The organism is Brevundimonas sp., assembly GCF_013912005.1.
Lineage (GTDB): Bacteria > Pseudomonadota > Alphaproteobacteria > Caulobacterales > Caulobacteraceae > Brevundimonas.
Genome location: NZ_JACESB010000007.1, coordinates 106,313 through 128,886 on the forward strand (window position 1 = coordinate 106,313; position 22,574 = coordinate 128,886).

Below are 22,574 nucleotides of genomic sequence, written 5' to 3' on the forward strand. Positions count from 1 at the left end.
CCCCTTCCCCCCATTCGGCGAGCCGCCCCGCCCGTCAGCCGCGCGCTGACCGGCCGGGCCTGCGCGCGCCAGAGAGAGACCCTTCATGTCAAAGACCATGTTGATCGACGCCGCCCACGCGGAGGAAACCCGCGTTGCGATCGTCGAGGGCCGTCAGGTCGAGGAATACGACTTTGAATCCCGCGCGAAGCGCCAGCTTCGCGGCAACATCTATCTCGCCAAGGTCACCCGGGTAGAACCCAGCCTGCAGGCCGCCTTCGTCGAGTACGGCGGCAACCGCCACGGCTTCCTGGCCTTCAACGAGATCCACCCGGACTACTACCAGATCCCGGTCGCCGACCGCGAAGCCATCATGGCCGAGGCGTCCGCCGACGAGGATCACGACGACGACCTCGGCCGCGAGAGCGCCGACGACGAGCACGAGGGCGGCCTCGCCGACGAGGAGCGCCTGAAGCGCCGCCTGATGCGGCGCTACAAGATCCAGGACGTGATCAAGCGCCGGCAGATCCTGCTGGTCCAGGTCGTCAAGGACGAGCGCGGCGGCAAGGGCGCGGCCCTGACCACCTGGCTGTCGCTGGCCGGACGCTACTGCGTGCTGATGCCCAACACCGGCAAGGGCGGCGGCATCTCCCGCAAGATCACCAACGCCGCCGACCGCAAGCGCCTCAAGGCCGCGGCCGCCGCGCTGGACGTGCCGCAGGGCATGGGCCTGATCATCCGCACCGCCGGCGCCAAGCGCACCAAGGCCGAGATCAAGCGCGACTACGATTACCTGCTGCGCCTGTGGGAGACGATCCGCGAGACGACGCTGCGCTCGAACGCCCCGGCCCTCATCTATGAGGAGGAGAACCTCGTCCGCCGCGCCGTGCGCGACATGTTCGACAAGGACTTCGACGGCATCCAGGTCGAGGGCGTCGAAGGCTTCAAGGAAGCGCGCGACTTCATGCGCGTGCTGATGCCGTCGCAGGCGAAGAAGATCCACCTCTACCAGGGCTCGCGGCCGCTGTTCGCCTCGAACGGCATCGAGGAGATGCTGGCCCAGATTCACCAGCCGACCGTGCCGCTGAAGTCGGGCGGCTACCTGGTCATCAACCAGACCGAGGCGCTGGTCGCCATCGACGTCAACTCGGGCCGCGCCACCAAGGAGCGCAACGTCGAGCAGACGGCGTTCAAGACCAACCTCGAGGCCGCGGTCGAGGCCGCCCGCCAGCTGCGCCTGCGCGACCTCGCCGGCCTGATCGTCATCGACTTCATCGACATGGAGGAGTCGAAGAACAACCGCGCGGTGGAGAAGGCGCTCAAGGACGCGCTGGCCAAGGACCGCGCCCGCATCCAGATGGGCAAGATCTCCAGCTTCGGCCTGATGGAGATCAGCCGCCAGCGCCGTCGCCTCGGCGTGATCGAGGGCGCCACCGAGATCTGCCCGCACTGCCAGGGCGCCGGCCGCATCCGTTCGGCCGAGAGCGCCGCGCTGATGACCCTGCGCGCGGTCGACATCGAGGCCGGCAAGAACGGCGCCGGCACCATCCACCTGCGCATCTGCACGGCGGTCGGCCTCTACATCCTCAACCACAAGCGCGACTACCTGCAGCGCCTGCTGACCCAGCGCGGCCTGAACGTCATCGTGCTGATCGACGACAGCCTCGGCCAGGGCGAGCACGCCATCGAGCGGACCGAGACCAACGAGGACTTCACCCCGCCCGAGGCCAGCGAGGCCTGGGTCGATCTCGAGGACGACTTCGACGACGGCGCCTGGGCTGAAGAGGAAGACGAGGACGAGGACGAGATCCTCGACGACGAGGAGGACGAGGACGAGTCCCCGACGGGCGAGGCCGGCGAAGAGTCGCGCGAGACCGGCGACGGCGGCCGTCGCCGTCGCCGCCGCCGCGGCGGCCGTCGCGACGAGGGCGAAACGGCCGAGGCGGCCCCGGTCGCCGCCGATGACGACGACGACAGCGACGGCGGACGCCGCCGGCGCCGCGGGCGCCGCGGTGGTCGACGGGTGCGCGAGGACGGCGATCGCGACGCCTTCTTCTGGGTGCGCGGACGGACCCCCTCGCTCGACGATCCCTACGTCTGGTTCGACCCCATCAACCCCGAGCGCCCGCAGGCCGAGGCTGACGCCGACGCCCGTCCCGCCCGGGAGGCCCGCGAGGCCCGCGAAGATACGGTGCAGGCCGAGGAGACCGGCGGCGAGCGCTCCGGCCGTTCGCGCCGGCGCCGCGGCCGCGGCCGCGGCCGTGACCGCAACGGCGAGGGCGCCGGTTCCGCGCCCCTGACCGAAGCCGCGCCCGACGCGCCGGCGGCCGACGCCGCCGCGCCCGCCGGCGAAGCCCCCGCCGAAGACGCCGCGCCGTCGCTGGTCGAGGAGCCGCGCCGTCGCCGGGTCCGGCGCAAGGTGGCCGCCGAGGCCGCGCCTGAGGCGCCTGCCGCCTCTGACGAGGCGGTCGCTGTCGAGGAAGCCGCGCCGCCGGCGCCTGAACCGGTGGAGGCGCCGGCTCCGGCCGAGCCCCTCGCCGCCGAGGCCCCGGTCGACGACGAACCGGCCGCCGCGCCTCCGGCCCCGGCCGCCGAACCGGACGTCGACGTGGCGGCGCTGATCGCCGAGGACCCGAACCAGATCGTCGCCCCGCCCGAGAAGCCGAAGCGGGGATGGTGGCGCCGCTGAAACGCCGCGATTAGATTGTGAGGATCACGACGGGCGGGGGCGTCCGAGGCTTGAGGAGTTCGCCATGTCCTGGCTGTCCCGAAACGCCGCCCGCCTGATCGGCGCCGTGACCGCGGCCGGGGTCGTTCTGGCCTCGGCCGGCGGCGCGGCGGCGCAGAGCGCCATCCGCGACACCGAGATCGAGGGCATCATCCACGAATGGTCGGACCCCGTGTTCTCGGCCATGGGGCTGGAGCCGTCCGAGATCGAGATCCTCCTGATCAATGACGAGCAGCTGAACGCCTTCGCCACCCGGGGCCGGATCATGGGGCTGAACACCGGCCTGATCCTGCGCACCGAGAGCCCGAACGAACTGCTCGGGGTCGTGGCGCACGAGGCCGGACACATCCGCAACCGCCACACCCTCCGCGACGGGGCCCAGCAGGCCGGCATGCAGCCGCTGCTGATGACCATGGCGCTGGGGGCCCTGGCGATCGCGGCGGGAGCCCCCGACGCGGGCGCCGTCCTGCTCGGCAACAGCCAGTACTTCGGCACCCTGAGCGCCCTGCGCTACATGACCCACCAGGAGGGCGAGGCCGACAACACCGGGGCCCGCGCCCTGGAGGCGGCCGGCGAGTCGGGCCGGGGCCTCGTCACCTTCTTCGAGAACTTCCGCGCCCAGGAGGTCTTCTCCGACGCCCGGCGCTATCCCTACTTCCGCAGCCACCCGCTGTCGTCGCAGCGGATCGAGAACCTGCGCCGCTTCGTCGCCGAACAGCCGAGCTATGCGAAGACCGACAGCCCGGAGCGGATGGCCCAGCACGCGCTGGTGCTGGCCAAGATCCACGCCTTCATGGACGCGCCGAACACCACCCTCAGGGCCTATCCGGAGAGCGACGTCTCCTACCCGGCCCGCTACGCCCGGGCCATCGCCTGGTACCGCGACGGCCAGACGGACCGCGCCCTCGCCGCCGTGGACGCCCTGCTGGCCGAACAGCCCGACAACCCGTACCTGTGGGAGCTGCGCGGCCAGATCCTGTTCGAGGAAGGTCGCCCGGCGGAGGCCATCGGCGCCCACCAGAAGTCGGTCGACCTGATGCCCGATGCGCCGCTGCTGCGCATCAACCTGGCCCACGCCATGATCGAGACCCGGGAGCCGGCGCGGCTCGAGGCCGCGGTGGATCATCTGAAGCGGGCGACCGCGCTCGAGCGCGACAACACCATGGCCTGGCGGCTGCTCTCGCAGGCCTACGCCAGCCAGGGCAAGGAGGGCGAGGCGCGCCTGGCCTCGGCCGAGATGTACTTCGCCATGGGCGCCGAGGAGCAGGCCACCCAGTTCGCCCTGCGCGCCCGCGACATGCTGGAGCGCGGGACCGCCGACTACACCCGGGCGATGGATATCGTCTTCGCCTCCGGCGCCACCCAGGACGATGTCGACGCCCTCGACCGCCGCAACAGCCGCAACCGCCCCACGGTCGTTCCCGTCGGCGGCTGACCCCCAGGAGTTCCATGACCGAAGCGCCTGACCAGACGCCCGAGCCGCCGCGCGCGCGGCCCCTCTTCACCCCCGAGCGGGCCACGATCGCGGCCCTTGTGCTGTCCTCGGCGGCCCTGGTGCTGGCGGCGGTCCCGTGGCTGACCGGCGGCGGCGACTTCGATCAGAAGGTGCGGACCTACCTGCTGCAGAACCCCGAGATCCTGCAGGAGATGAGCACGGCGCTGCAGGCCAACCAGGACAACGCTCTCGCCGACGCCATCAACGAGCGCGCGGCGGCCAATCCCGGCCTGCTCGCGGTGGACGCCGACGATCCGGCCTTCGGTCCCGCCGACGCCAAGGTGACGGTGATCGAGTTCTTCGACTTCCGCTGCCCGGGCTGCAAGGCGACGGCCCCCGAGGTGCTGCGGCTGATGCAGGCCCACCCGGACGTGCGCTTCGTGTTCAAGGACTGGCCGATCCTCGACCGCGGGACCGAGGTCACCTCCCACTACGCCGCCCGCGCGGCCCAGGCGGCCCATCGCCAGGGCAAATACCTGCCGGTGTTCCGCGACCTGATGGCCGAGCCGGCGCTGGATCCGGCCGCGGTCGATCGCATCCTCGCCGCCAACGGCGTCGCCCTGCCGCAGGCGGAGGCGGCGATGGAGAGCGTCGGCGTGGCCCGGCACCTGACGGAGATCCAGGCGGCCGCCCAGACGCTCGGCCTGGTCGGCACCCCGACCTTCTTCGTCAACGGACGGGCCAGCGCCAGCATCCAGCCGGCGGACATCGACCGGGCCATCCGCGAGGCCAAGGCCCGCGGCTGACCCGCGTCAGCCGCAGTCGACGCTCTCGATGATCCCGGTGGTCTCGTTGAACCGCACGTTCAGCCGGTCGGGTCGATAGTCCCGCGTCGTCGGGCAGGTCGTGCAGACGATGCGGACGTTGGCGTCGCGGGGGAAGGTCACCGCCCCGACGTGCGAGCCGATCAACGAGCGCGCGCCGTCCGCGTCGCAGCGCTGCGGCTCTGTCGGGGCCGCTGCGGGCGTCGGCGCGCAGGCGGCGAGGGTCAGACCTGCCGCGGCGGCGGTGGCGAGGATCAGCCGCATTTGACCTCCCGGATCACGCCGGTGCGCTCGTCGAACAGGATGTTCAGGCGCCGGGGATTGTAGTCCATGGTCACCGGACAGGTGGTGCAGGTCACCCGCCAGGTCTCTCCCGCCGGAGCGGCCGGAAGGGTGGAGCGGTTCTGCCCCACCAGATGCCGGTAGCGATCGGCCCCGCACTGGGTCGGCGCGTCCGGACCCGGCGTCGGACCGGGGTCGGGCGCCGCGGGGGCGCAGCCGGCGACAAGGCCCAGCGCGGCCAGGCTGATCATGGCGGTTTTCATGCGTCGCTCCCTGGATTCAGCCGCAGCGGACCTGTTCGACCACGTCGGTGTCGGCGTTGAAGAAGATGTTCAGCCGGTGCGGGACGAAGTCCTCGGTCACCGGACAGGTGGTGCAGGTCACGCGCCGGTTCACCACGTCGACCGGAACGGGGATCTCGGACTTCGGTTTCCCGACCAGCCACTGCAATTCGCCCGCCCGGCAGAGATCGACGGTCGGATCCCGCGGCACCCGGCTGCCCACCGGCGGCACGACCACATTGGCCCGCTCGACCGTGCGCGGCGCGGAGGCGTCCGACGCCGGGCTGGCGCAGGCCGCGAGCGCGGCGAGGCCGATCAGGCCGCCTTTTCCCAGCGCCCCTCGGGCGACTGCCGCCAGTAGGCGAGGTTGGCCCCGGCCTGCTTCAGCGCCTTCCAGCGTTCCCGGGCGCCGGTCAGCGACGCCTCGTCCCGGCCGTCGAAGATGATGAAGCATCTCTCGTATCCCTTCGTATCGCCAAGCTGTGCGCCGTCCACGATGAACAGCGCCTGAGCGCCGTTCAGGTTCTCCCCCGTCTCGCTCAGCAGGATCGGCTGCCGTTCCGGGAACGGCTCCGTGGCCCGCCCGTGCGCCAGGAAGGCGTCGTCCCGCCAGGTCCACAGACGCTCGTCCAGCTCCTCGAGCAGCCGCGCATCGTCGGCCCGCACCAGCCCGCGCCAGCCCCGCTCGCGGCACTTCTCCAGCAGGCCCGGCAGCACCTCGTTCAGCGTCGAGCGCTCCAGGTGATAGAACCAGATCTCGGGGTGGGCCTCTGGCATCGCCTCGCCTGCGGTTGCATCAGATTCGGAAGGATGACGGAGGTCCGGAAGCTAGGCGAACGTGGCGTTCATTCCAACGGGAGGGACGCAGATGTCCATTCGCCTTCGAGTCGCCGCCGCCCTGCTCGCCGGCCTCGGAACCGCCGCCGCCGCGCCTGCCCTGGCGCAGGACCCGGGCGCCGCGCCGAACTACGGCGCGATCAACCTGTCGGCGGGCTTCGAACCCGATCCGCGGGTGATCAGCCTGCGCGCCGGAGGCGACATCGCCGCCAGCCGCATCTCCGCCGGCTGCGCCGGCTTCATCACCAACGCCCCCGACGTCCGGGTGAACTATGAGGCGGGCGGGCTGCCGCTGATCCTGTCCGTCGACTCCGCCGTCGACACCACGCTCGTCGTCAACGCGCCGGACGGGAGCTGGCGCTGCGACGACGACGGGGGCGTGAACGGATCCAACCCGGCGCTGCGCTTCAACGCGCCGTCCAGCGGCCAGTACGACATCTGGATCGGGACCTACCAGTCCGGCGCCGCGCGGCCGGCCCGCCTGCACGTCTCCGAGGTGAGCAGCCGCTAGGTTCAGCCCTGCGGCGCCGTCGGCCGGATCACCGCCGTGCCGCCGGCCGGAGCCGGGGCCGGCGCCGGGGTCGGAGCCGGGGCCTGGATCACCACCGGCGTCTCCGCCCGGGCCTCGGCGGCGCGGGCCTCGGCGACGGCGCGGTCGGCCTCGGCCTGCGAACGGGCGGCGTCGGCCCGGGCCATGTCGATGCCGGCCTGCGCTCCGGCGACCTGCCCCGCGATCCGGGCCTGGTCGGCCTGGGCCTGGGCGGCCGCCGCCTGCGCCTGCGCCTCGAGCAGGGCCGCGTCCGCCTCCGGCTCGCCGCCGCGCGCGAACAGGATCCACAGCACCGCCAGCACCACGAGGCCGCCGAGGATGCCGGCGATCCACCAGCCGGTGTTGGACTCCCGCACCACCACCGTCTCGACCGTTTCGGTCACGGCCGGCCCGGCGATGATGGTCTCGTGGATCGCGGGCCCGCCCGGAGCCGGGCGTCGCGGATCGAGGTCGGGATCGGTGTAGGTCACGGGCGGTCCTCCTGTGGAACGACCGCAACGGCTCCGCTGGCGCCCCGTTCCGCCGTTAACCCTTCCGCCGCAGCACCAGGGCGCTCCAGGCGTCGCGGTGGATCCGCCGCTCCAGCACGAAGCCGCGCGACAGGTAGGCCGCCGTCACCCGCCGTTCCTGGGTGCGCAGCAGGCCGGACAGGATGGCCACGCCCTCGAGCTTCAGGGCCTCCTTGATGTCCTGGGCCAGCGCCACCAGCGGCGGGGCGAGGATGTTGGCGAAGACCAGGTCGTACGGCCCCTCCCCCCGCACCCTGCGGTCGTTCAGCCCGGAGGCGTGAACGAAGCGCGCCTTCGCCTGGTTGAGGGCGGCGTTCTCGTTCGCGATGCGCACCGAGGGGGCGTCGATGTCCGTCCCGATGGCCACCCGCGACCCGGTCCGCGCCGCGGCGATGGCCAGCACCCCGGTGCCGCAACCGACGTCCAGCACGCGCTCGAACCGCTCGCGCTTGAGCAGTTCGTCGAAGGCCAGCAGGCAGCCCACCGTGGTCCCGTGGTGCCCGGTGCCGAAGGCGGCTCCGGCGTCGATCTTGAGGTTCACCCGGTTGGGCGGCACCCGCCCCTGGTCGTGGGCGCCGTAGACGAAGAACCGCCCGGCCTCGACCGGCGGCAGGCCCGACAGCGACATCGCCAGCCAGTCGGCGTCCGCCAGCTTCTCGACCGAGACCGCCAGGCCTTCGTGCTGCTTCAGCCTCGCCTCGATCCCGGCCGCCTCCGCCTCGGTGGTCGGGAAGGCGTCGATGCGCCAGATTCCGCGGTCCTCGTCTTCCTCGAGGATCGAATAGGTGGCCCCCTCCAGCAGGGGATCGGCGTCGAGGCCGGCGGCGGCCGCCTCGGCGACGGCGCGCGCGCCGCGGGCGATAATCTGGACTGCGGACTCTGACATTTCTCAAACGCCGTTATGATGCCGAATCGAGGCACGCGCTGGCGTGCGCTGTGTCGCCAGCGATCGCAACAACCGAGGGGTCGGGGAGTCCATGGCCAAAGCACCATCCACGTCGAGTACCGCGTCCGGGACGAAGGCGGCGTCCGCCGCTTCCAAGCCGAAAGCGGCGACGAAGTCGAGCGCCGCGTCGCGCAAGACCGCCGCTGCGGCGCCTGTGAACGCGCCGGCGGCGAAGACCGCGGCGGCCAAGGCCCCGGCGAAGACGACCGCGCCGAAGGCGCCCGCGAAGGCGAAGACCACGGTGGCCGCGCCCGCCAAGGCGCCCGCGAAGGCGGCCGCCCCGAAGGCCGTTGCGCCGAAGGCTGCGGCGCCGAAGGCGGCGAAGAGCGCGCCGGCGAAGACCGCCGCCCCGAAGGCTCCGACGGCCGCCAGGGCCGCCGCGAAGCCGGCCGCTGCGAAGACCGCTGCGCCGAAGGCGGCCGCTGCCAAGGCTGCCGCTCCGAAGGCGGCCGCCCCGAAGCCCGCGGCCGCAGCCACGGCCCCGAAGCCTGCCGCCGCGGCGGCGCCCAGATCGGCGGAGACCAAGCGGGCCGAGCCGAAGGGCTTCCTGACGAAGGTCCTCGACGCGATCTTCGGCAAGCGCTGATCGCCTGCGGAAACGACGAAGCGCCGGAGGATCGCTCCTCCGGCGCTTTTTCGTGCCTGGTCGGCGGGACCTATTCCGGCAGGTCTTCCGCCAGAATGGCCATCTCGAACATGAAGCTGCCAGCCTCGTCCTCGTCCTCGAAGACCACGCCGATGAACTCGTCGCCGACATAGACCTCGGCCGAGTCGGCCGGCTTGCCGCGCGGCTTCACGATGATGCCGCCCGTGTTGAAGGTGCGCTTCAGGTGCGTCTCGACGCGCTTCATGTCGGCGGCGTTCATGGGCTTTCCTCGGGTCTCATGTTGGGCGCGGACCCTAGAGAAACGATCCGCCGGGGGAAAGGCTCAGATGACGAAGTCGTAGACGATGTCGGCCAAGGTATGGTCCATCGTCCGGGCCGGGGTCGCCTCGGTCGGGCAGTTGACCAGCCGCGCCGGCACGCCCGCCACCGTGCAGCCCGCCGGCACCGGCTTCAGCACCACCGAGCCCGAGGCCACCTTGGCGTAGTCGCCGACGGTGATGTTGCCCAGCACCTTGGCCCCCGCCCCCAGCAGCACGCCGCGCCCGATCTTCGGGTGCCGGTCGCCGCGCTCGGCGCCGGTGCCGCCCAGCGTCACGGCGTGCAGCATCGACACCTCGTCCCCGACCACCGCTGTCTCGCCGATCACGATGCCGGTGCCGTGGTCGAGGAACAGACCCGAGCCCAGGCGGGCGGCGGGATGGATGTCGATCTGGAACAGCTCCGACATCCGGCTCTGCAGGTGAAAGGCCAGGGTGTCGCGCCCCTGCGTCCACAGCCAGTGCGCCACCCGGTGCCCCTGCAGCGCCTGGAAGCCCTTGAAGTAGAGGAAGGGCTGCAGCAGCGAGCGGATCGCCGGATCGCGCTCGGCCACCGCCTGCAGGTCCGCCTCCGCCGCCGCCACGATGCCCGGATCGGCCTCGTGGGCGTCGCGACAGACCTCGCGCACCGACATCGCCCCCAGCTCCGCGTCGCCCAGCTTGCGGGCGATCTGGAAGCTCAGCGCCGCCGACAGGTCGCCGTGCGACAGGATCACCGCGTTCATCTGCGAGGCGAGGTGCGGCTCATTGCGCGCCGCCGCCTCGGCCGCCTCGCGCAACTGCGACCACACGTCGGTGCGGGCGGCGACGACTTCCAGCTTCGGCATCGGCGGCTCCATCAGGCGGCGATCATACGCTGGCCAGCAGGGCCTTCGCCAGTTCGGGCGGAAGCTCGCCCTCGCGCGCCATATGGTAGGCCCGGAGCGCCGTCGCCAGCGTGAACATGTCCCGGATCGCCCCGCGCCCGATCTCGCGCAGCAGGTCGCCGAACGGGACGCGGGCGACGCGGATCACCTCGGTCGGGTCCAGCTCCCCCGTCGCCGGCGACAGGTCCCACGCCAGCCAGGCGATGGCCCGCTCGTCGGTGATCGAATTGGTCATCTCCGCCTTGTAGGCCTCCCGCCACACCGCCGCCTTCAGCCCCGCCTCCTCGGCCAGTTCGCGCTGGATCCCCGCGAACGGGTCCTCGTCGAACGGCGCCCCGCCCTCGGGCATCTCCCACGACCAGTTCATCAGGGCGAAGCGCTGCTGACCCACCAGGGTGACCGTGCCGTCCGCGTGCAGCGGCAGCACCCCGACCGAGATGTTCTTCGGCCGCATCACCACATAGTCGGACCCGTGCCCCGTCGGCGCCACCGCGTGCTGGCGGGTCAGCCGCATCCACGGATTCTCGAACAGCAGCTCGACCTCGCCCTCGCCGCGCCACGGCGGCGGGCGGTCGCTTCCGTCGTCCCAGGCCGGGGTCGGGCGGTCGGCGTCGAAGGCGGTGCGCGAGTCGGTCATCCGCCGGGTATGGCGCAGCGGCGGCCGCGGCACTAGCTAGGCGGCATGACCGACGCCGACCTGGGCGCTTCCCTGCCCCTCCCCGTCCCCTCGCCCGAGCTGGAACGCCGGCTGGCCACCCGGCGCTCGGCTCCGGCCCAGGCGCTCGCCGCCCCCGGTCCCTCCCCGGCCGAGGTCGAGCGCATCCTCGCCCTCGGCGCCCGCACCCCCGACCACGGCAAGCTGTTCCCGTGGCGCTTCGTGGTCATGGGGCCGGAGAGCCGGGCCGCCCTCGCCACGCGGCTGGAGCCCCTCGCCGCCCGCCAGCCCGACCCCGGCAAGGCTGCGAAGGTGCTCAGCAAGCTGACCTGCCCGCCGCTGACCATCCTCGTCGTCTCGGCCCCGGTCCCCAGCCTGAAGGTGCCCGAGTGGGAGCAGCGGCTGTCCGCCGGCGCCGTGTGCATGAACCTCGAGCACGCCGCCAATGCGCTCGGCTATTCGGCCAGCTGGATCACCGACTGGTACAGCTACGACCCCGAGGCCACGGCCCTGCTGGGCCTGTCAGCGAACGAGCAGGTCGCCGGCTTCATCCACATCGGCACCCTGTCCGAGCCGCCGCTGGAGCGCCCCCGGCCGGACCTCGCCAGCCGCACGACCTACCAGATCTGAGCCAGCGCCGCCTCGACCGACAGCCCGGTCGCCACGACCAGCGCCAGCGTCACCGCCACCAGGGCGGCGACCAGCAGGCCTTCGGTGCGGTCACGGAACGGACGCATGGGTCCAGCATGGGCGGATTCGCCTTGACGGACGATTACGCCGGCGCGCCCGCGAGGTAGCGGCGGTGCAGCAGCGGCTTGCCCAGCCAGTAGCAGAGCTCGGCCGGGCGTTCGACGTCCCACACCGCCAGGTCGGCCGCCTTGCCGGCCTCGATCGTCCCGACCTCGTCCGCCAGTCCCAGCGCCTTCGCCGCCACCCGCGTCGCCCCCGCCAGCGCCTCGCCGGGCGTCAGCCGGAACTGCACGCAGGCCAGGTTCAGCGCCGCCGTCATCGAGGCCACCGGCGAGGTGCCCGGGTTGCAGTCGGTCGCCACCGCCATCTCCACCCCGTGCCGCCGCAGCAGATCGACCGGCGGGGCCTTCGTCTCGCGCAGCATCAGGAAGGCCCCGGGCAGCAGCACCGCGACCACCCCCGCCGCCGCCATCGCCTTCACGCCCGCCTCGGTCGTGTGTTCCACATGGTCGGCGGACAGCGCTTCGTATCTCGCCGCCAGCGCCGCCCCGCCGCCGTCCGACAGCTGGTCCGCGTGCAGCTTCACCGGCAGGCCCAGCGCCCGCGCCCGCTCGAACAGCCGCCCGACCTCCCCGACGGAGAAGGCGATCGGCTCGCAATAGGCGTCGACGGCGTCGACCAGGCCCCCGGCGTGCGCCGCCGGGAGTATTTCATCCACAGCCTTGTCCACATAGGCGGCGCGGTCCGCCCGGTGCTCCGGCGGCACGGCGTGCAGGCCGAGGTAGCTGGTCCGCACCCGCACCCCGGCCTCGCGCCCGATCCGCCGCGCCACGCGCAGCATCTTCAGCTCGCTGTCGCGGTCCAGACCGTAGCCCGACTTGATCTCCACCGTGGTCACGCCCGTGGCCTTCAGCCCCGCCAGCCGCGTCAGAGCGCTGGCGTACAGCTCATCTTCCGACGCCGCCCGCGTGGCCGTCATGGTCGAGACGATGCCGCCGCCGGCCCGGGCGATCGCCTCGTAGGAGACGCCGTTCAGCCGCTGCTCGAACTCGCCCGAGCGGTCGCCGCCGAACACCAGGTGGGTGTGGCAGTCCACCAGCCCCGGCGTCACCCAGCGCCCGTCGAGCCGGTGGGTTTCCACAGCCTTGTGCACAGGCAGGTCGGCGCGCGGCCCGGCCCAGACGATGCGGCCGCCCTCGATCAGGACGGCCCCGTCCTCCACCGCCCCGAACGACGCGCCGCCGGGAGTCATGGTGGCGAGGCGGCAATCGGTGAGGAGCAGGTCGCTCATCGCGCCTCGAACCCGGCCAGCAGTTCGCAGAACCACCGCCCCGCCGTCAGCGCGCCGAGGTCCCCCACCTCCAGCGACGGATCGTACTCGGTCAGGTCGACGGCCCGGACCTTCGGATGGGCGCCGATGACGCGGGTCGCGTCGAAGAAGTCATGGACGGAAACCCCGCCGGGCCGCGCCCCCGGCGAGGCCGGCCACTGGCTGCGGTCGATGACGTCGATGTCGAAGTCGACGTAGATCGCGTCGCAGAGGACCGAGAGGCGGGCGAGCTCTTCGGCCGCGACGGCGGCGAGCCCGCGTTCGCGGCAGTCGCGGGCGGTGCGGACGGAGATGCCCGCCGCCCTGGCCTTGTCGTGGGCCCGCCGGGTGTTGGCGAAGGGGGCGAGGCCGATCTGGCTGATGCGGCGGCCGTCCAGGCCGTCCTCCAGCAGGGCCTGGACGGGATTGCCGTTGGTCAGGCCATGGTCCGTGTCGCGCAGGTCGAAATGCGCGTCCAGCGTCAGCAGGCCGACGCGGTCGAGGCCGAGGGCGTGGACGCCCGCGCGGGTGATCGCGTTGTTGCCCCCGATAAGTACAGTCAGGGCGCGGGACGCTTGGGCCTGCACCGCGTCGCGGACCGGCGCGAACGCCTCCGCCGGCGCCAGGGCCTTAACGAACACATCGCCGGCGTCGTGCACCCGCGTCGCCAGCTCCCGCCCGCTCTCTACATCGTACGTCGAGAACCGCGGCAGCACGGCGCGCAGCGCCTTCGGCCCCAGGTCGCACCGCCCCGGCGTCAGCGACCGCTCGTTAACGCCCGCGCCGACGAGGGCGACCGGCGCATCGGGGTGGTCGCCGACGAGGTCCGCGACGGAGCGCCAGCCGAGGGCTTCTGAGTCTGTCATGCCTCCTCTTACCCCTCTCCCAGGGGGAGAGGGAGGGGCCCGGCGGCGAAGCCGACGGGAGGGAGTGGGGATTCAGCACCAGCCCGCTGCCCTCCGACGCCCACTCCCTCCCACGCACGATCGCGCTTGCGCGCTCTCGCGCGCGGGCCCCTCCCTCTCCCGCCGGGAGAGGGGTAAGGAGGGCCATGTCGACTCAACAGACCCCGAACGCCCGCGTCATCCGCGCCCCGCGCGGTCCGGAGATGAGCGCGAAGACCTGGGCCGCCGAGGCGGCGCTGCGCATGCTGATGAACAACCTCGATCCCGAGGTGGCTGAGCGGCCCGAGGACCTGGTGGTCTACGGCGGCATCGGCAAGGCCGCCCGCGACTGGGCCAGCTTCGACCGCATCGTCGCCGAACTGCGCGCCCTCGAGCCCGACCAGACCCTGCTGGTCCAGTCCGGCAAGCCCGTCGGCGTGTTCCGCACCCATGCGGACGCGCCACGGGTGCTGATCGCCAACTCCAACCTCGTCCCGAAGTGGGCGACCTGGGAGCATTTCCACGAGCTCGATCGCAAGGGTCTGATGATGTACGGCCAGATGACGGCCGGCTCGTGGATCTATATCGGCACCCAGGGCATCGTTCAGGGCACCTACGAGACCTTCGCCGAGGCCGGGCGCCAGCACTACGGCGGCGACTGGTCGGGTCGGTGGATTCTCACCGCCGGCCTCGGCGGCATGGGCGGGGCCCAGCCGCTGGCGGCGACCATGGCCGGCGCCTCCTGCCTCGCGGTGGAGTGCCAGCGCAGCCGCATCGAGATGCGGCTGAAGACCCGCTACCTCGATATGATGGCCGAGACCCTGGACGAGGCGCTCGAGCTGCTGAAGCAGTCGCTCAAGGCCAGGAAGCCTGTATCCATCGGCCTGCTGGGCAACGCCGCCGAAGTCCTCCCGGAACTGGTGAAGCGCGGCGTGCGGCCGGATCTGGTCACCGACCAGACCTCGGCCCACGACCCGGTCAACGGCTATCTGCCGATCGGCTGGACCGTCGCCGAGTGGGAGACGAAGCGCCAGACCGACCCCGCCGCCGTCGAGGCCGCCGCCCGCGCCTCCATGGCCGTGCACGTGCGTGCGATGCTGGATATCCATGCCGCCGGCGTGCCCACCGTCGACTACGGCAACAACATCCGCCAGGTCGCCTTCGACGCCGGGGTGGAGGACGCCTTCGCCTTCCCCGGCTTCGTCCCCGCCTACATCCGCCCGCTGTTCTGCCGCGGGATCGGCCCGTTCCGCTGGGCCTCCCTGACCGGGGATCCCGAGGACATCCGCAAGACCGACGCGGCGATGAAGCGACTGTTCCCGGACAACGCGGGCCTGCACCGCTGGCTGGACATGGCCGGCGAGCGCATCGCCTTCCAGGGCCTGCCGGCCCGCATCTGCTGGATCGGCCTCGGCGACCGCCACCGCGCCGGCCTGATGTTCAACGAGATGGTGGCCTCCGGCGAGCTGAGCGGGCCGATCGTCATCGGCCGCGACCATCTCGACTCCGGCTCGGTGGCCAGCCCCAACCGCGAGACGGAGTCAATGATTGACGGCTCGGACGCCGTGTCCGACTGGCCCCTCCTCAACGCCCTGCTCAACACCGCCTCGGGCGCCAGCTGGGTGTCGCTGCACCACGGCGGCGGGGTGGGCATGGGCTACAGTCAGCACTCCGGCGTGGTCATCGTCGCCGACGGCACGCCGGAGGCGGCGAAGCGGCTGGAGCGCGTCCTCTGGAACGACCCGGCCACCGGCGTCATGCGCCACGCAGACGCCGGCTACGACATCGCCCGCGACGCGGCGCGGGAGCATGGCCTGAACCTGCCTTCGCTGACCCAGGGGTGAGACCTGCCATGACCCACCTCGCCATCGGCTCCGCCCCCCTCCCCCTCGCCCGGCTGCGCGCCGTGCTCGACGGCCCGGTCACGATCAGCCTGACCGACGCCGCCTGGGCCGCTGTCGACAAGGGCGCGGCGACCATCGCCGCCATCGTCGCCGAGGGCCGCACCGTCTATGGCGTCAACACCGGCTTCGGCCTGCTGGCCAACACCAGCATCGCGCCGGAGGACCTTGAGACCCTTCAGAAGAACCTCGTCCTCAGCCACGCCTGCGGGGTGGGCCCGCTGCTGGAGGACGCGATTGTCCGTCTACTGATGGTCCTGAAGATCGCCAGCCTGTCGAAGGGCGCCTCGGGCGTCCGGCGGGAGACGCTGCAGACCCTCGTCGAGCTGGTCAACGCCGACATCCTTCCCTGCATACCGTCCAAGGGCTCGGTCGGGGCCTCGGGCGACCTCGCGCCGCTGGCGCACATGAGCTGCGTGCTCATCGGGGTCGGCGAGGCCCGCGCGGACGGCGAGACCCTGTCCGCCGAGGCGGCGCTGGCCCGGGTCGGCCGCCGGCCGCTGACCCTCGGCCCCAAGGAGGGGCTGGCCCTGCTCAACGGCACCCAGTGCTCCACCGCCCTGGCCTTGGCCGGCCTGTTCGCGACCGAGGCCTGCTTCGCCGCCGCGGTCGCCGCCGGCGCCCTGTCGGTCGACGCGCTCAAGGGCTCCGACGCCCCCTTCGACCCGCGCATCCACGCCCTGCGCGGCCAGCCGGGCCAGATCGACGTCGCCGCCCGCCTGCGCGGCCTGATGGCCGGCTCCGCCATCCGCGACAGCCATCGCCACGACTGCGCCAAGGTGCAGGACCCCTACTCCCTGCGCTGCCAGCCCCAGGTCATGGGCGCCACGCTGGACGTGCTGCGCAACGCCGCGGCCATGCTGGAGCGCGAGGCCAACGCCGTCACCGACAATCCGCTGGTGTTCATCGACGACGGCGACGTCATCTCCGGCGGCAACTTCCACGCGGAGCCCGTGGCCTACGCCGCCGACCAGATCGCCATGGCCCTGTGCGAGATTGGCAACATCTCCGAGCGGCGCACCTCCATCCTCGTCGACCCCAAGATGAGCGAGCTCCCCGCCTTCCTGGTCAAGGAGAGCGGCCTCAACTCCGGCTTCATGATCGCCCAGGTCACGGCCGCCGCCCTCGTGGCCGAGAACCGCATGGTCGCCCACCCGTGCGTGATCGACACCGTGCCCACCTCCGCCAACCAGGAGGACCACGTCTCCATGGCCACCCACGGAGCGCGCCGCCTGCTGGACATGGCCGAGAACGCGGCGACGGTGGTCGGCATCGAACTCCTGGCCGCGGCCCAGGGCCTCGAATTCCACCGCCCGCTGAAATCCTCCCCCGACCTCGAGCAGGTGTGGTCGATCGTGCGCGAGGCGGCCGCGCCCTACGCCTCGGACCACTACTTCGCCCCGGACATCGAGCGGGCCACCGCCGGCGTGCGGGCCGGCCGCTACCGGCCGTTCGCGGGCGATCTTCTCCCGTCGGCCTGACGCACGACCGGATCTGACGCCCCGGGCCGGGAGACTGCCCGGGCGTCGCGTTTCGCCGGGTCGTCAGGGAAAATGTGCACGATGTGCACCCGAATTTCTTCAGGGTGCGCTTTCGGCCCCGCCCGCCACGGGGGCCTGCAGCGGCGCCTGGGCCAGCGCCGTCAGATTGGCCGAGCCGGTGCAGAAGCACACGGTCCGCAGCTGCCGGATCACGGTCTGGAAGTGGCCCACCACCGCCTCGGTCGACTCCGTCGCCGCCGCCAGCACCCCGGCCGCCTGTCCGACGATGTCCGCGCCCAGCCGGATCGCCCGCGCCGCGTCGACGCCGTCGCGCACGCCCCCCGAGCCGATGATCAGCGTCCGCGGACAGGCCGCCCGCGCCTCGGCGATGGCCCGCGCCGTAGGGATTCCCCAGGCGGCGAAGGCGGCGGCGTGGGCCTTGTCGGCCTCCGCCTCCGCGCGGGCGCCCTCGACGCTGGCCCAGTTCGACCCGCCGGCGCCCGCCACGTCGATCGCCGCCACCCCCATCTCCGCCAGCCGCCGCGCGGTAGCCGCCGACAGGCCGGCCCCGGTCTCCTTGACCACCACCGGCGCGTCGAGGGTGCGCACCAGCGCCTCCAGCGCCGCGCCGACGCCCCACCAGTCTCGGTCGCCCTCGGGCTGGCAGGCCTCCTGCAGCGGATTGAGGTGCACGACCAGGGCGTCGGCGGCGATCATGTCCATGATCCGCCGGGCCTCGTCCACGCCGAAGCCGCGGGTCAGCTGGGCGGCGCCGATGTTGGCGAGGATCGGTGTGTCCGGCGCCTTGAGCCGCATGGTCATGTCGAGGCCGGGGGTCGGGCCGTCCGCGGCGAGCGCCGACCGCTGCGAGCCGACGGCCAAAGCGATGCCGAGGTGCTGGGCCGCCTCCGCGAGGCGGGCGTTGATGGCGGCGGCCCGCGCCGGGCCGCCGGTCATGGCGCTGATCAGCAGGGGCGCTTTCAGCCGCCGGCCGAGGAAGTCCGCGCCGAGGTCGATCTTGCCGTAGTCGAGGTCAGGCAGGGCCTCGTGCACGAAGCGGACCGCGTCGAAGCCGCTGTCCAGCCGGTGCCGCGCCCCGCCGGCGAGGATCACGTCCAGGTGCTGGTCCTTGCGGGCGGCGGGGTCGGCCATCGGGGGGCTCCGGGCGCGCGCGGGCGCTGTCGCGTCCTCAACGCCGGACGGGGCTCAGGGCTGCTTCTCGACAATCAGGGCGTAGGCGCCGGTCTGCCCCTGCTGGTAGGTGCCGGCCCGGATCTCGTACTCCCCGTCCGAGGGCGCGGTCCACTCGAGCCTGGCGTGGGTGTCGGACAGGCTGTCGTCGTCGCTGCCCAGCACCTCGAAGGCGCCTTCCTCGCCCGGACGGCCGACGGTGACGAAGCTGTCGACCTCGTTCGAGACCATCATCACCACCAGCTTCTCCTCCGCCTTCAGCGAAACCCGGTAGGCGTCGTAGAAGCTGTTGTCCTGGGCGGTGGCGTCCGTCTCCGTCAGCGTCCCGCGAGCGGTCGCACCGACCAGGATGCTGCCGGCCTCGGGCTGCGGCCCCCGGTCGATCAGCTCCAGCGAGTACAGCCCCTCGCCGTCCGATCCGAGCGGCGAGGCGCGCAGCACGTAGTCGCCGTCCTCGGGCAGGGTGAAGTTGAGGCGGGAGTCGGTGCCCTCCTGCAGGCCGTCGTCGTCGGACGCCAGCGCCGAGAAGGCGTCGCCGGCGCGGCCAATCTGCAGGAAGGTGTCGAAGTCGCCCGAGCGCATGATGGCCTGGATGCGCTGTCCCTCGCGCCCGGACACGACGTAGCCGTCGAAGCCGCGATCCTCGTCGTCGCGGGAGTCGGCCTCGCCGATCTCGCCCTCCAGCGTGGTCCCGAACGCCAGCGGCTCCGGGGCCCGCTCCGGCTCCATCTCGGACAGCGACAGGCTGTAGGCGCCCGTGGCCGTCGTGAAGGCCCGCGCCTCGATCACATAGGGGCCGTCCGCCGGGAGGGTGAAGATCAGGCGCGAATCCGTGCCCTCGGGTCCGCCGTCGTCGTCGGTCGCGAGGCTGGTCCCGGCGGCGTCGAACAGTTCGAGGAAGGTGTCGAACTCGGTCGAGGTCATGTCGATGCGGAGGCGCTGACCCTCGCGGCCCTCGAATCCCCAGGCGTCCGCCGGGACGCCGTTGGCGTTCTTGCCGTCATCCTCGCTCAGGGCGCCCTCGACGGTCGCGCCGATGGCGATCGGCTCGGCCGGAAGGGGCTCGGGCCCCGGCTCCAGCGTCAGGGTGTAGCCGCCCTCCGCCCCCGGCCCCAGCCCGGCGGCGCGGATGATGTAGGTCCCGTCCTCGGGGGCGACGAACACCAGCCAGGCGTTGAGGCCGGAGTCGGGCCCGTCGTCGTTCATGGCGAGCTCGATGAAGGCGTCGCCCTCCATCCGGCCGACCCTGACGAGGGGATCGAAGCTCTCGCTGTCCAGCGCGATGGCGAAGCGCTCGCCCTCGCGAGCGCGGAAGGTCCAGGCGTCGTAGGGACTGCCGGCATCGTCCTCCGGATCACGGGCGCCGAGCTCGCCCTGGACGGGCCGCCCAAGGCGGATGGCGGACGGGCGCGGCGCGCGGCGCGCCGGCGGCCGCTCGGTCAGGGTCAGGCTGTAGGCGCCCTCCCCGCCCTCGCCGAGGGTCCGGGCCCGCAGGATGTAGATCCCCGCCTCCGCCGTCGTGAACCGCAGCCGCGAGTCGGTGCCTTCGCCCAGGCCGTCGTCGTCGAACGCCAGCGGCTCCTCGTCGCCCCCGGGTCCGATCACCTCCAGCGCGGCGTCGAACGCCGCCGAGCGCATCACCGCCTCCAGCCGCTGGCCCGCCCGCGCCTGGAAGGTCCAGGCGTCGTAGCGGTAGAGGCCGTCCTCCGCCTGCGCGTCGGCGTCGTCGATCTCGCCCTCCACGCTGGCGCCGACCGTCAGGCCCTGCGGCTCCTGCGCCCGCACGGCGCCGCCGGCGGCCGACAGCGCCAGGAAGCTGACGGCGGCGAGAATCATCTGACGGCGCATGCGGGGTCCCCTCAATTCGCCGTCGATCATAGACGCCGAACCCGCCTCTCTGTAAATCGCGCGGACCGCACGATTCCTGACGACCGGAGCCGAACCCATGACGGCCGAACCTGCGCGCGCGACTCTTATCGACGGCAAGGCCTTCGCGGCCGGCCTGGTCGACCGGGTGTCCGCCGCCGCCCGCCGCCTGGAGGCCTCCACCGGGGTCAAGCCCGGTCTGGCGGTGATCATCGTCGGCGAGGATCCCGCCAGCCGGATCTACGTCCGCAACAAGGGCGAGACCACCGAGCGGGCCGGCATGCGGTCGGACACCCACCGGCTGCCGGAGGAGACCACCCGGGAGGCGCTGCTCGGGCTGATCGGCCGGCTCAACGCCGATCCGCATATTCACGGCATCCTCGTCCAGCTGCCCCTGCCCGCCCACATCGACAGCGCCGAGGTGCTGGCGGCGATCGATCCCGACAAGGACGTCGACGGCTTCCACGTGGTCAACGCCGGCCGCCTGGCGGTCGGGCTGCCCGGCATGGTGCCCTGCACGCCGCTGGGCTGCCTGATGCTGCTGCGCCACGAGCTCGGCGATCTGTCGGGCCTGAACGCCGTCGTCGTGGGCCGGTCGAACATCGTCGGCAAGCCGATGGCCCAGCTGCTGCTGGCGGAAAGCTGCACGGTCACCATCGCCCACTCCCGCACCCGCGACCTGCCGACCCTGTGCCGCAGCGCGGACATCCTGGTCGCCGCCGTCGGACGGCCCGAGATGGTGCGCGGCGACTGGATCCGGCCGGGCGCCACGGTCATCGACGTCGGCATCAACCGGGTCCCGTCCCGCGACCCGGCCAAGGCCGCCGAAGGCAGGACCCGCGTGGTCGGCGACGTGGCCTTCGACGAGGCGGTCGAGGTGGCCGGCCGCATCACCCCGGTGCCAGGCGGCGTCGGGCCGATGACCATCGCCTGCCTGCTGGCCAACACCTACGTCGCCGCCTGCCGCAGCGCGGGCGTCGAACCGGAGCCGCTGGACGCTTGAACCGGGCCGCGTCCGGGCCAATAGTCCCGCCACGGCCCTCAGGAGACGCCCCATGATCCGCCTCTCGCCCCGCGCCGCGGTCCTCGCCGCGGTCCTGGTGACGACCCCCGCCCTCGCCGGTTGCGGGATCAACGCCATCCCCACCAAGGAGGAGGCGGCCAAGGCCCGCTGGGCCGATGTGCAGAGCCAGTACCAGCGCCGCGCCGATCTGGTGCCGAACCTCGTCGCGACGGTGCAGGGGGCGGCGATCCAGGAGCGCACCACGCTGACGCAGGTGGTCGAGGCGCGCGCCCGCGCCACCAGCGTGCAGGTGACGCCGGAGACGCTGAGCGATCCGCAGGCCTTCCAGCGCTACCAGGCCGCCCAGGGCGAGCTGTCGCAGGCGCTGTCGCGGCTGCTGATGGTGGTCGAGAACTACCCGCAGCTGCAGTCGAACCAGAACTTCCTCGCCCTGCAGTCGCAGCTGGAGGGGACCGAGAACCGGATCGCCGTGGCGCGGCGCGACTACAACGAGGCCGTGCGCGACTACAACACCAGCCTGCGCACCTTCCCGACCGTGATCTGGGCCAACACCATCCATGGCGGCTCCGAGCCGATGCAGCTGTTCACGGCCACCGAGGCCGCCCAGAGCGCCCCGGGCGTGAACTTCGACGCTCTCAACCCCGCCGCGGCGGGCGGAGGCGCGGCGCCGTCGGCGGCCCCCGGCGCGACCCCGCCCGCGAACGCGCCGACGCAGTGATACCCGCCCTTGCAGGACGCCTGACGGGCAGGATCGGCGCCTTCGCGGCGATGCTGGCCGTCGTCCTGCTGGCGATGGCCGGAGCCGCGGCCGCGCAGTCGGATCCGCGCTTCCCGCCGCTGACCGGTCGGGTGGTCGACGAGGCGCGGCTGCTGTCCCCGGCCAAGGAGGCGGAGCTCTCCGCCCGGCTCGAGCGGCTCGAGCAGGACACCACCGACCAGCTGGTCGTGGTCACGGTTCCGGACCTGCAGGGCTACGCCATCGAGGACTACGGCTACCGGCTGGGCCGGGCCTGGGGCATCGGCCAGGCGGGCGAGGACAACGGGGTCCTGCTGATCGTGGCGCCGACCGAGCGGAAGGTGCGCATCGAGGTCGGCTACGGCCTCGAGCCGGTGCTGACCGACGCCCTGTCGGCGATGATCATCCACGAGCAGATCCTGCCGGCGTTCCGCGACGGCTATTTCGAGCGCGGCATCGAGCAGGGGGTGTCCGCCATCGAGGCCCAGCTGCGGCTCGATCCGGCCGAGGCCCAGGCGCGCGCCGCGGCGGCCGAACGGCCGGAGGCGGGCGCGCCGATCGGCCCCATCGTCTTCGTCGCCGCGGTCTTCCTGTTCATGGCGCTGGCCCTGATGGGCGGGCTCGCCGGCCGCGGCCGGCGAGCCCGCCCATCAGGGCCAGCGCCATGAACAGGAAG

The 22,574-nt window shown here is 72.6% G+C and carries 24 protein-coding genes; 10 read left to right on the forward strand and 14 right to left on the reverse strand.

What is annotated here, in order from left to right; genetic code table 11:
• Positions 1-85: 85 nt before the first annotated feature.
• From H2038_RS07360 to H2038_RS07370, 3 genes are all read left to right on the forward strand, one after another.
• On the forward strand, positions 86-2,668 hold the full coding sequence (locus H2038_RS07360; protein WP_292111071.1) for a ribonuclease E/G: 2,583 nt from the start codon (positions 86-88) through the stop codon (positions 2,666-2,668).
• Positions 2,669-2,732: 64 nt separating this feature from the next.
• Positions 2,733-4,142 carry a M48 family metalloprotease gene (locus H2038_RS07365; protein WP_292111074.1) on the forward strand — a complete coding sequence of 470 codons (1,410 nt, stop codon included), beginning with the start codon at positions 2,733-2,735 and terminating at the stop codon, positions 4,140-4,142.
• Positions 4,143-4,156: 14 nt separating this feature from the next.
• Complete coding sequence (locus H2038_RS07370; RefSeq protein ID WP_292111077.1) at positions 4,157-4,948, forward strand: thioredoxin domain-containing protein; 792 nt, start codon at positions 4,157-4,159, stop codon at positions 4,946-4,948.
• A 6-nt stretch (positions 4,949-4,954) separates the two neighbouring features.
• On the opposite strand, the gene H2038_RS07375 is transcribed toward H2038_RS07370, so the two are convergent.
• The 4 genes from H2038_RS07375 to H2038_RS07390 form a co-directional block, all read right to left on the reverse strand.
• Positions 4,955-5,230, reverse strand: coding sequence for a peptidase inhibitor I78 (locus H2038_RS07375; protein WP_292111080.1), 276 nt, complete (start codon positions 5,228-5,230; stop codon positions 4,955-4,957).
• Positions 5,221-5,511 (reverse strand): I78 family peptidase inhibitor, encoded by a 291-nt coding sequence (locus H2038_RS07380; protein ID WP_292111082.1) that lies wholly within the window; start codon positions 5,509-5,511, stop codon positions 5,221-5,223. Before H2038_RS07380 ends, H2038_RS07375 begins: the two co-directional genes overlap by 10 nt.
• Before the next feature lie 16 nt (positions 5,512-5,527).
• Complete coding sequence (locus tag H2038_RS07385) at positions 5,528-5,767, reverse strand: hypothetical protein (protein WP_366926488.1); 240 nt, start codon at positions 5,765-5,767, stop codon at positions 5,528-5,530.
• A gap of 77 nt (positions 5,768-5,844) precedes the next feature.
• Positions 5,845-6,306 carry a DNA polymerase III subunit chi gene (locus tag H2038_RS07390; RefSeq protein ID WP_292111085.1) on the reverse strand — a complete coding sequence of 154 codons (462 nt, stop codon included), beginning with the start codon at positions 6,304-6,306 and terminating at the stop codon, positions 5,845-5,847.
• Between the two features lie 91 nt (positions 6,307-6,397).
• On the opposite strand from H2038_RS07390, the gene H2038_RS07395 reads away from it, so the two are divergent.
• On the forward strand, positions 6,398-6,877 hold the full coding sequence (locus H2038_RS07395) for a peptidase S1 (RefSeq protein ID WP_292111087.1): 480 nt from the start codon (positions 6,398-6,400) through the stop codon (positions 6,875-6,877).
• 2 nt (positions 6,878-6,879) lie between these two features.
• Here the strand turns inward: H2038_RS07395 and H2038_RS07400 are convergent, their stop codons facing one another.
• From H2038_RS07400 to H2038_RS07425, 6 genes are all read right to left on the reverse strand, one after another.
• Complete coding sequence (locus tag H2038_RS07400; RefSeq protein ID WP_292111090.1) at positions 6,880-7,386, reverse strand: hypothetical protein; 507 nt, start codon at positions 7,384-7,386, stop codon at positions 6,880-6,882.
• Positions 7,387-7,441: 55 nt separating this feature from the next.
• Entirely contained in the window at positions 7,442-8,311 is an 870-nt protein-coding gene (locus tag H2038_RS07405; RefSeq protein ID WP_292111093.1) for a 50S ribosomal protein L11 methyltransferase, read from the reverse strand.
• A 3-nt stretch (positions 8,312-8,314) separates the two neighbouring features.
• Positions 8,315-8,950 (reverse strand): hypothetical protein, encoded by a 636-nt coding sequence (locus H2038_RS07410; protein ID WP_292111095.1) that lies wholly within the window; start codon positions 8,948-8,950, stop codon positions 8,315-8,317.
• A 77-nt stretch (positions 8,951-9,027) separates the two neighbouring features.
• Positions 9,028-9,237, reverse strand: coding sequence for a DUF3126 family protein (locus H2038_RS07415; RefSeq protein WP_092310331.1), 210 nt, complete (start codon positions 9,235-9,237; stop codon positions 9,028-9,030).
• Between the two features lie 63 nt (positions 9,238-9,300).
• On the reverse strand, positions 9,301-10,122 hold the full coding sequence (gene cysE, locus H2038_RS07420; protein ID WP_292111105.1) for a serine O-acetyltransferase: 822 nt from the start codon (positions 10,120-10,122) through the stop codon (positions 9,301-9,303).
• A 22-nt stretch (positions 10,123-10,144) separates the two neighbouring features.
• Positions 10,145-10,798: an NUDIX hydrolase gene (locus H2038_RS07425; RefSeq protein WP_292111108.1), complete on the reverse strand. Its 654-nt coding sequence runs from the start codon at positions 10,796-10,798 to the stop codon at positions 10,145-10,147.
• Positions 10,799-10,843: 45 nt separating this feature from the next.
• Between H2038_RS07425 and H2038_RS07430 the strand changes: the two genes are divergently transcribed.
• The gene (locus H2038_RS07430) at positions 10,844-11,446 is read left to right on the forward strand and encodes a nitroreductase (protein WP_292111111.1); all 603 of its coding nucleotides are present in this window, start codon (positions 10,844-10,846) and stop codon (positions 11,444-11,446) included.
• 142 nt (positions 11,447-11,588) lie between these two features.
• Here the strand turns inward: H2038_RS07430 and hutI are convergent, their stop codons facing one another.
• The gene (gene hutI, locus H2038_RS07435) at positions 11,589-12,797 is read right to left on the reverse strand and encodes an imidazolonepropionase (RefSeq protein ID WP_292111115.1); all 1,209 of its coding nucleotides are present in this window, start codon (positions 12,795-12,797) and stop codon (positions 11,589-11,591) included.
• On the reverse strand, positions 12,794-13,681 hold the full coding sequence (locus tag H2038_RS07440) for an agmatinase family protein (protein WP_292111117.1): 888 nt from the start codon (positions 13,679-13,681) through the stop codon (positions 12,794-12,796). The genes hutI and H2038_RS07440 overlap by 4 nt, the downstream gene beginning before the upstream one ends.
• A gap of 185 nt (positions 13,682-13,866) precedes the next feature.
• Between H2038_RS07440 and hutU the strand changes: the two genes are divergently transcribed.
• Positions 13,867-15,543, forward strand: coding sequence for a urocanate hydratase (gene hutU / locus H2038_RS07445; protein WP_292111120.1), 1,677 nt, complete (start codon positions 13,867-13,869; stop codon positions 15,541-15,543).
• 8 nt (positions 15,544-15,551) lie between these two features.
• Entirely contained in the window at positions 15,552-17,081 is a 1,530-nt protein-coding gene (gene hutH, locus H2038_RS07450) for a histidine ammonia-lyase (RefSeq protein ID WP_292111123.1), read from the forward strand.
• A 99-nt stretch (positions 17,082-17,180) separates the two neighbouring features.
• Here the strand turns inward: hutH and fni are convergent, their stop codons facing one another.
• Both fni and H2038_RS07460 read right to left on the reverse strand, forming a co-directional pair.
• The gene (gene fni / locus H2038_RS07455; protein WP_292111126.1) at positions 17,181-18,233 is read right to left on the reverse strand and encodes a type 2 isopentenyl-diphosphate Delta-isomerase; all 1,053 of its coding nucleotides are present in this window, start codon (positions 18,231-18,233) and stop codon (positions 17,181-17,183) included.
• Between the two features lie 54 nt (positions 18,234-18,287).
• Positions 18,288-20,120, reverse strand: a complete 1,833-nt coding sequence (locus H2038_RS07460) for a PPC domain-containing protein (RefSeq protein ID WP_292111129.1) — start codon at positions 20,118-20,120, stop codon at positions 18,288-18,290.
• Positions 20,121-20,217: 97 nt separating this feature from the next.
• Between H2038_RS07460 and folD the strand changes: the two genes are divergently transcribed.
• Genes folD through H2038_RS07475 form a run of 3 tightly spaced genes read left to right on the forward strand, consistent with a single transcriptional unit; the run spans position 20,218 to position 22,566 of the window.
• Positions 20,218-21,141, forward strand: coding sequence for a bifunctional methylenetetrahydrofolate dehydrogenase/methenyltetrahydrofolate cyclohydrolase FolD (folD, locus tag H2038_RS07465; RefSeq protein ID WP_292111132.1), 924 nt, complete (start codon positions 20,218-20,220; stop codon positions 21,139-21,141).
• Positions 21,142-21,193: 52 nt separating this feature from the next.
• On the forward strand, positions 21,194-21,880 hold the full coding sequence (locus H2038_RS07470) for a LemA family protein (protein WP_292111133.1): 687 nt from the start codon (positions 21,194-21,196) through the stop codon (positions 21,878-21,880).
• A 50-nt stretch (positions 21,881-21,930) separates the two neighbouring features.
• A complete protein-coding gene (locus H2038_RS07475; protein ID WP_292111136.1) occupies positions 21,931-22,566 on the forward strand; it encodes a YgcG family protein in 636 nt (211 codons plus the stop codon).
• Positions 22,567-22,574: the final 8 nt, after the last annotated feature.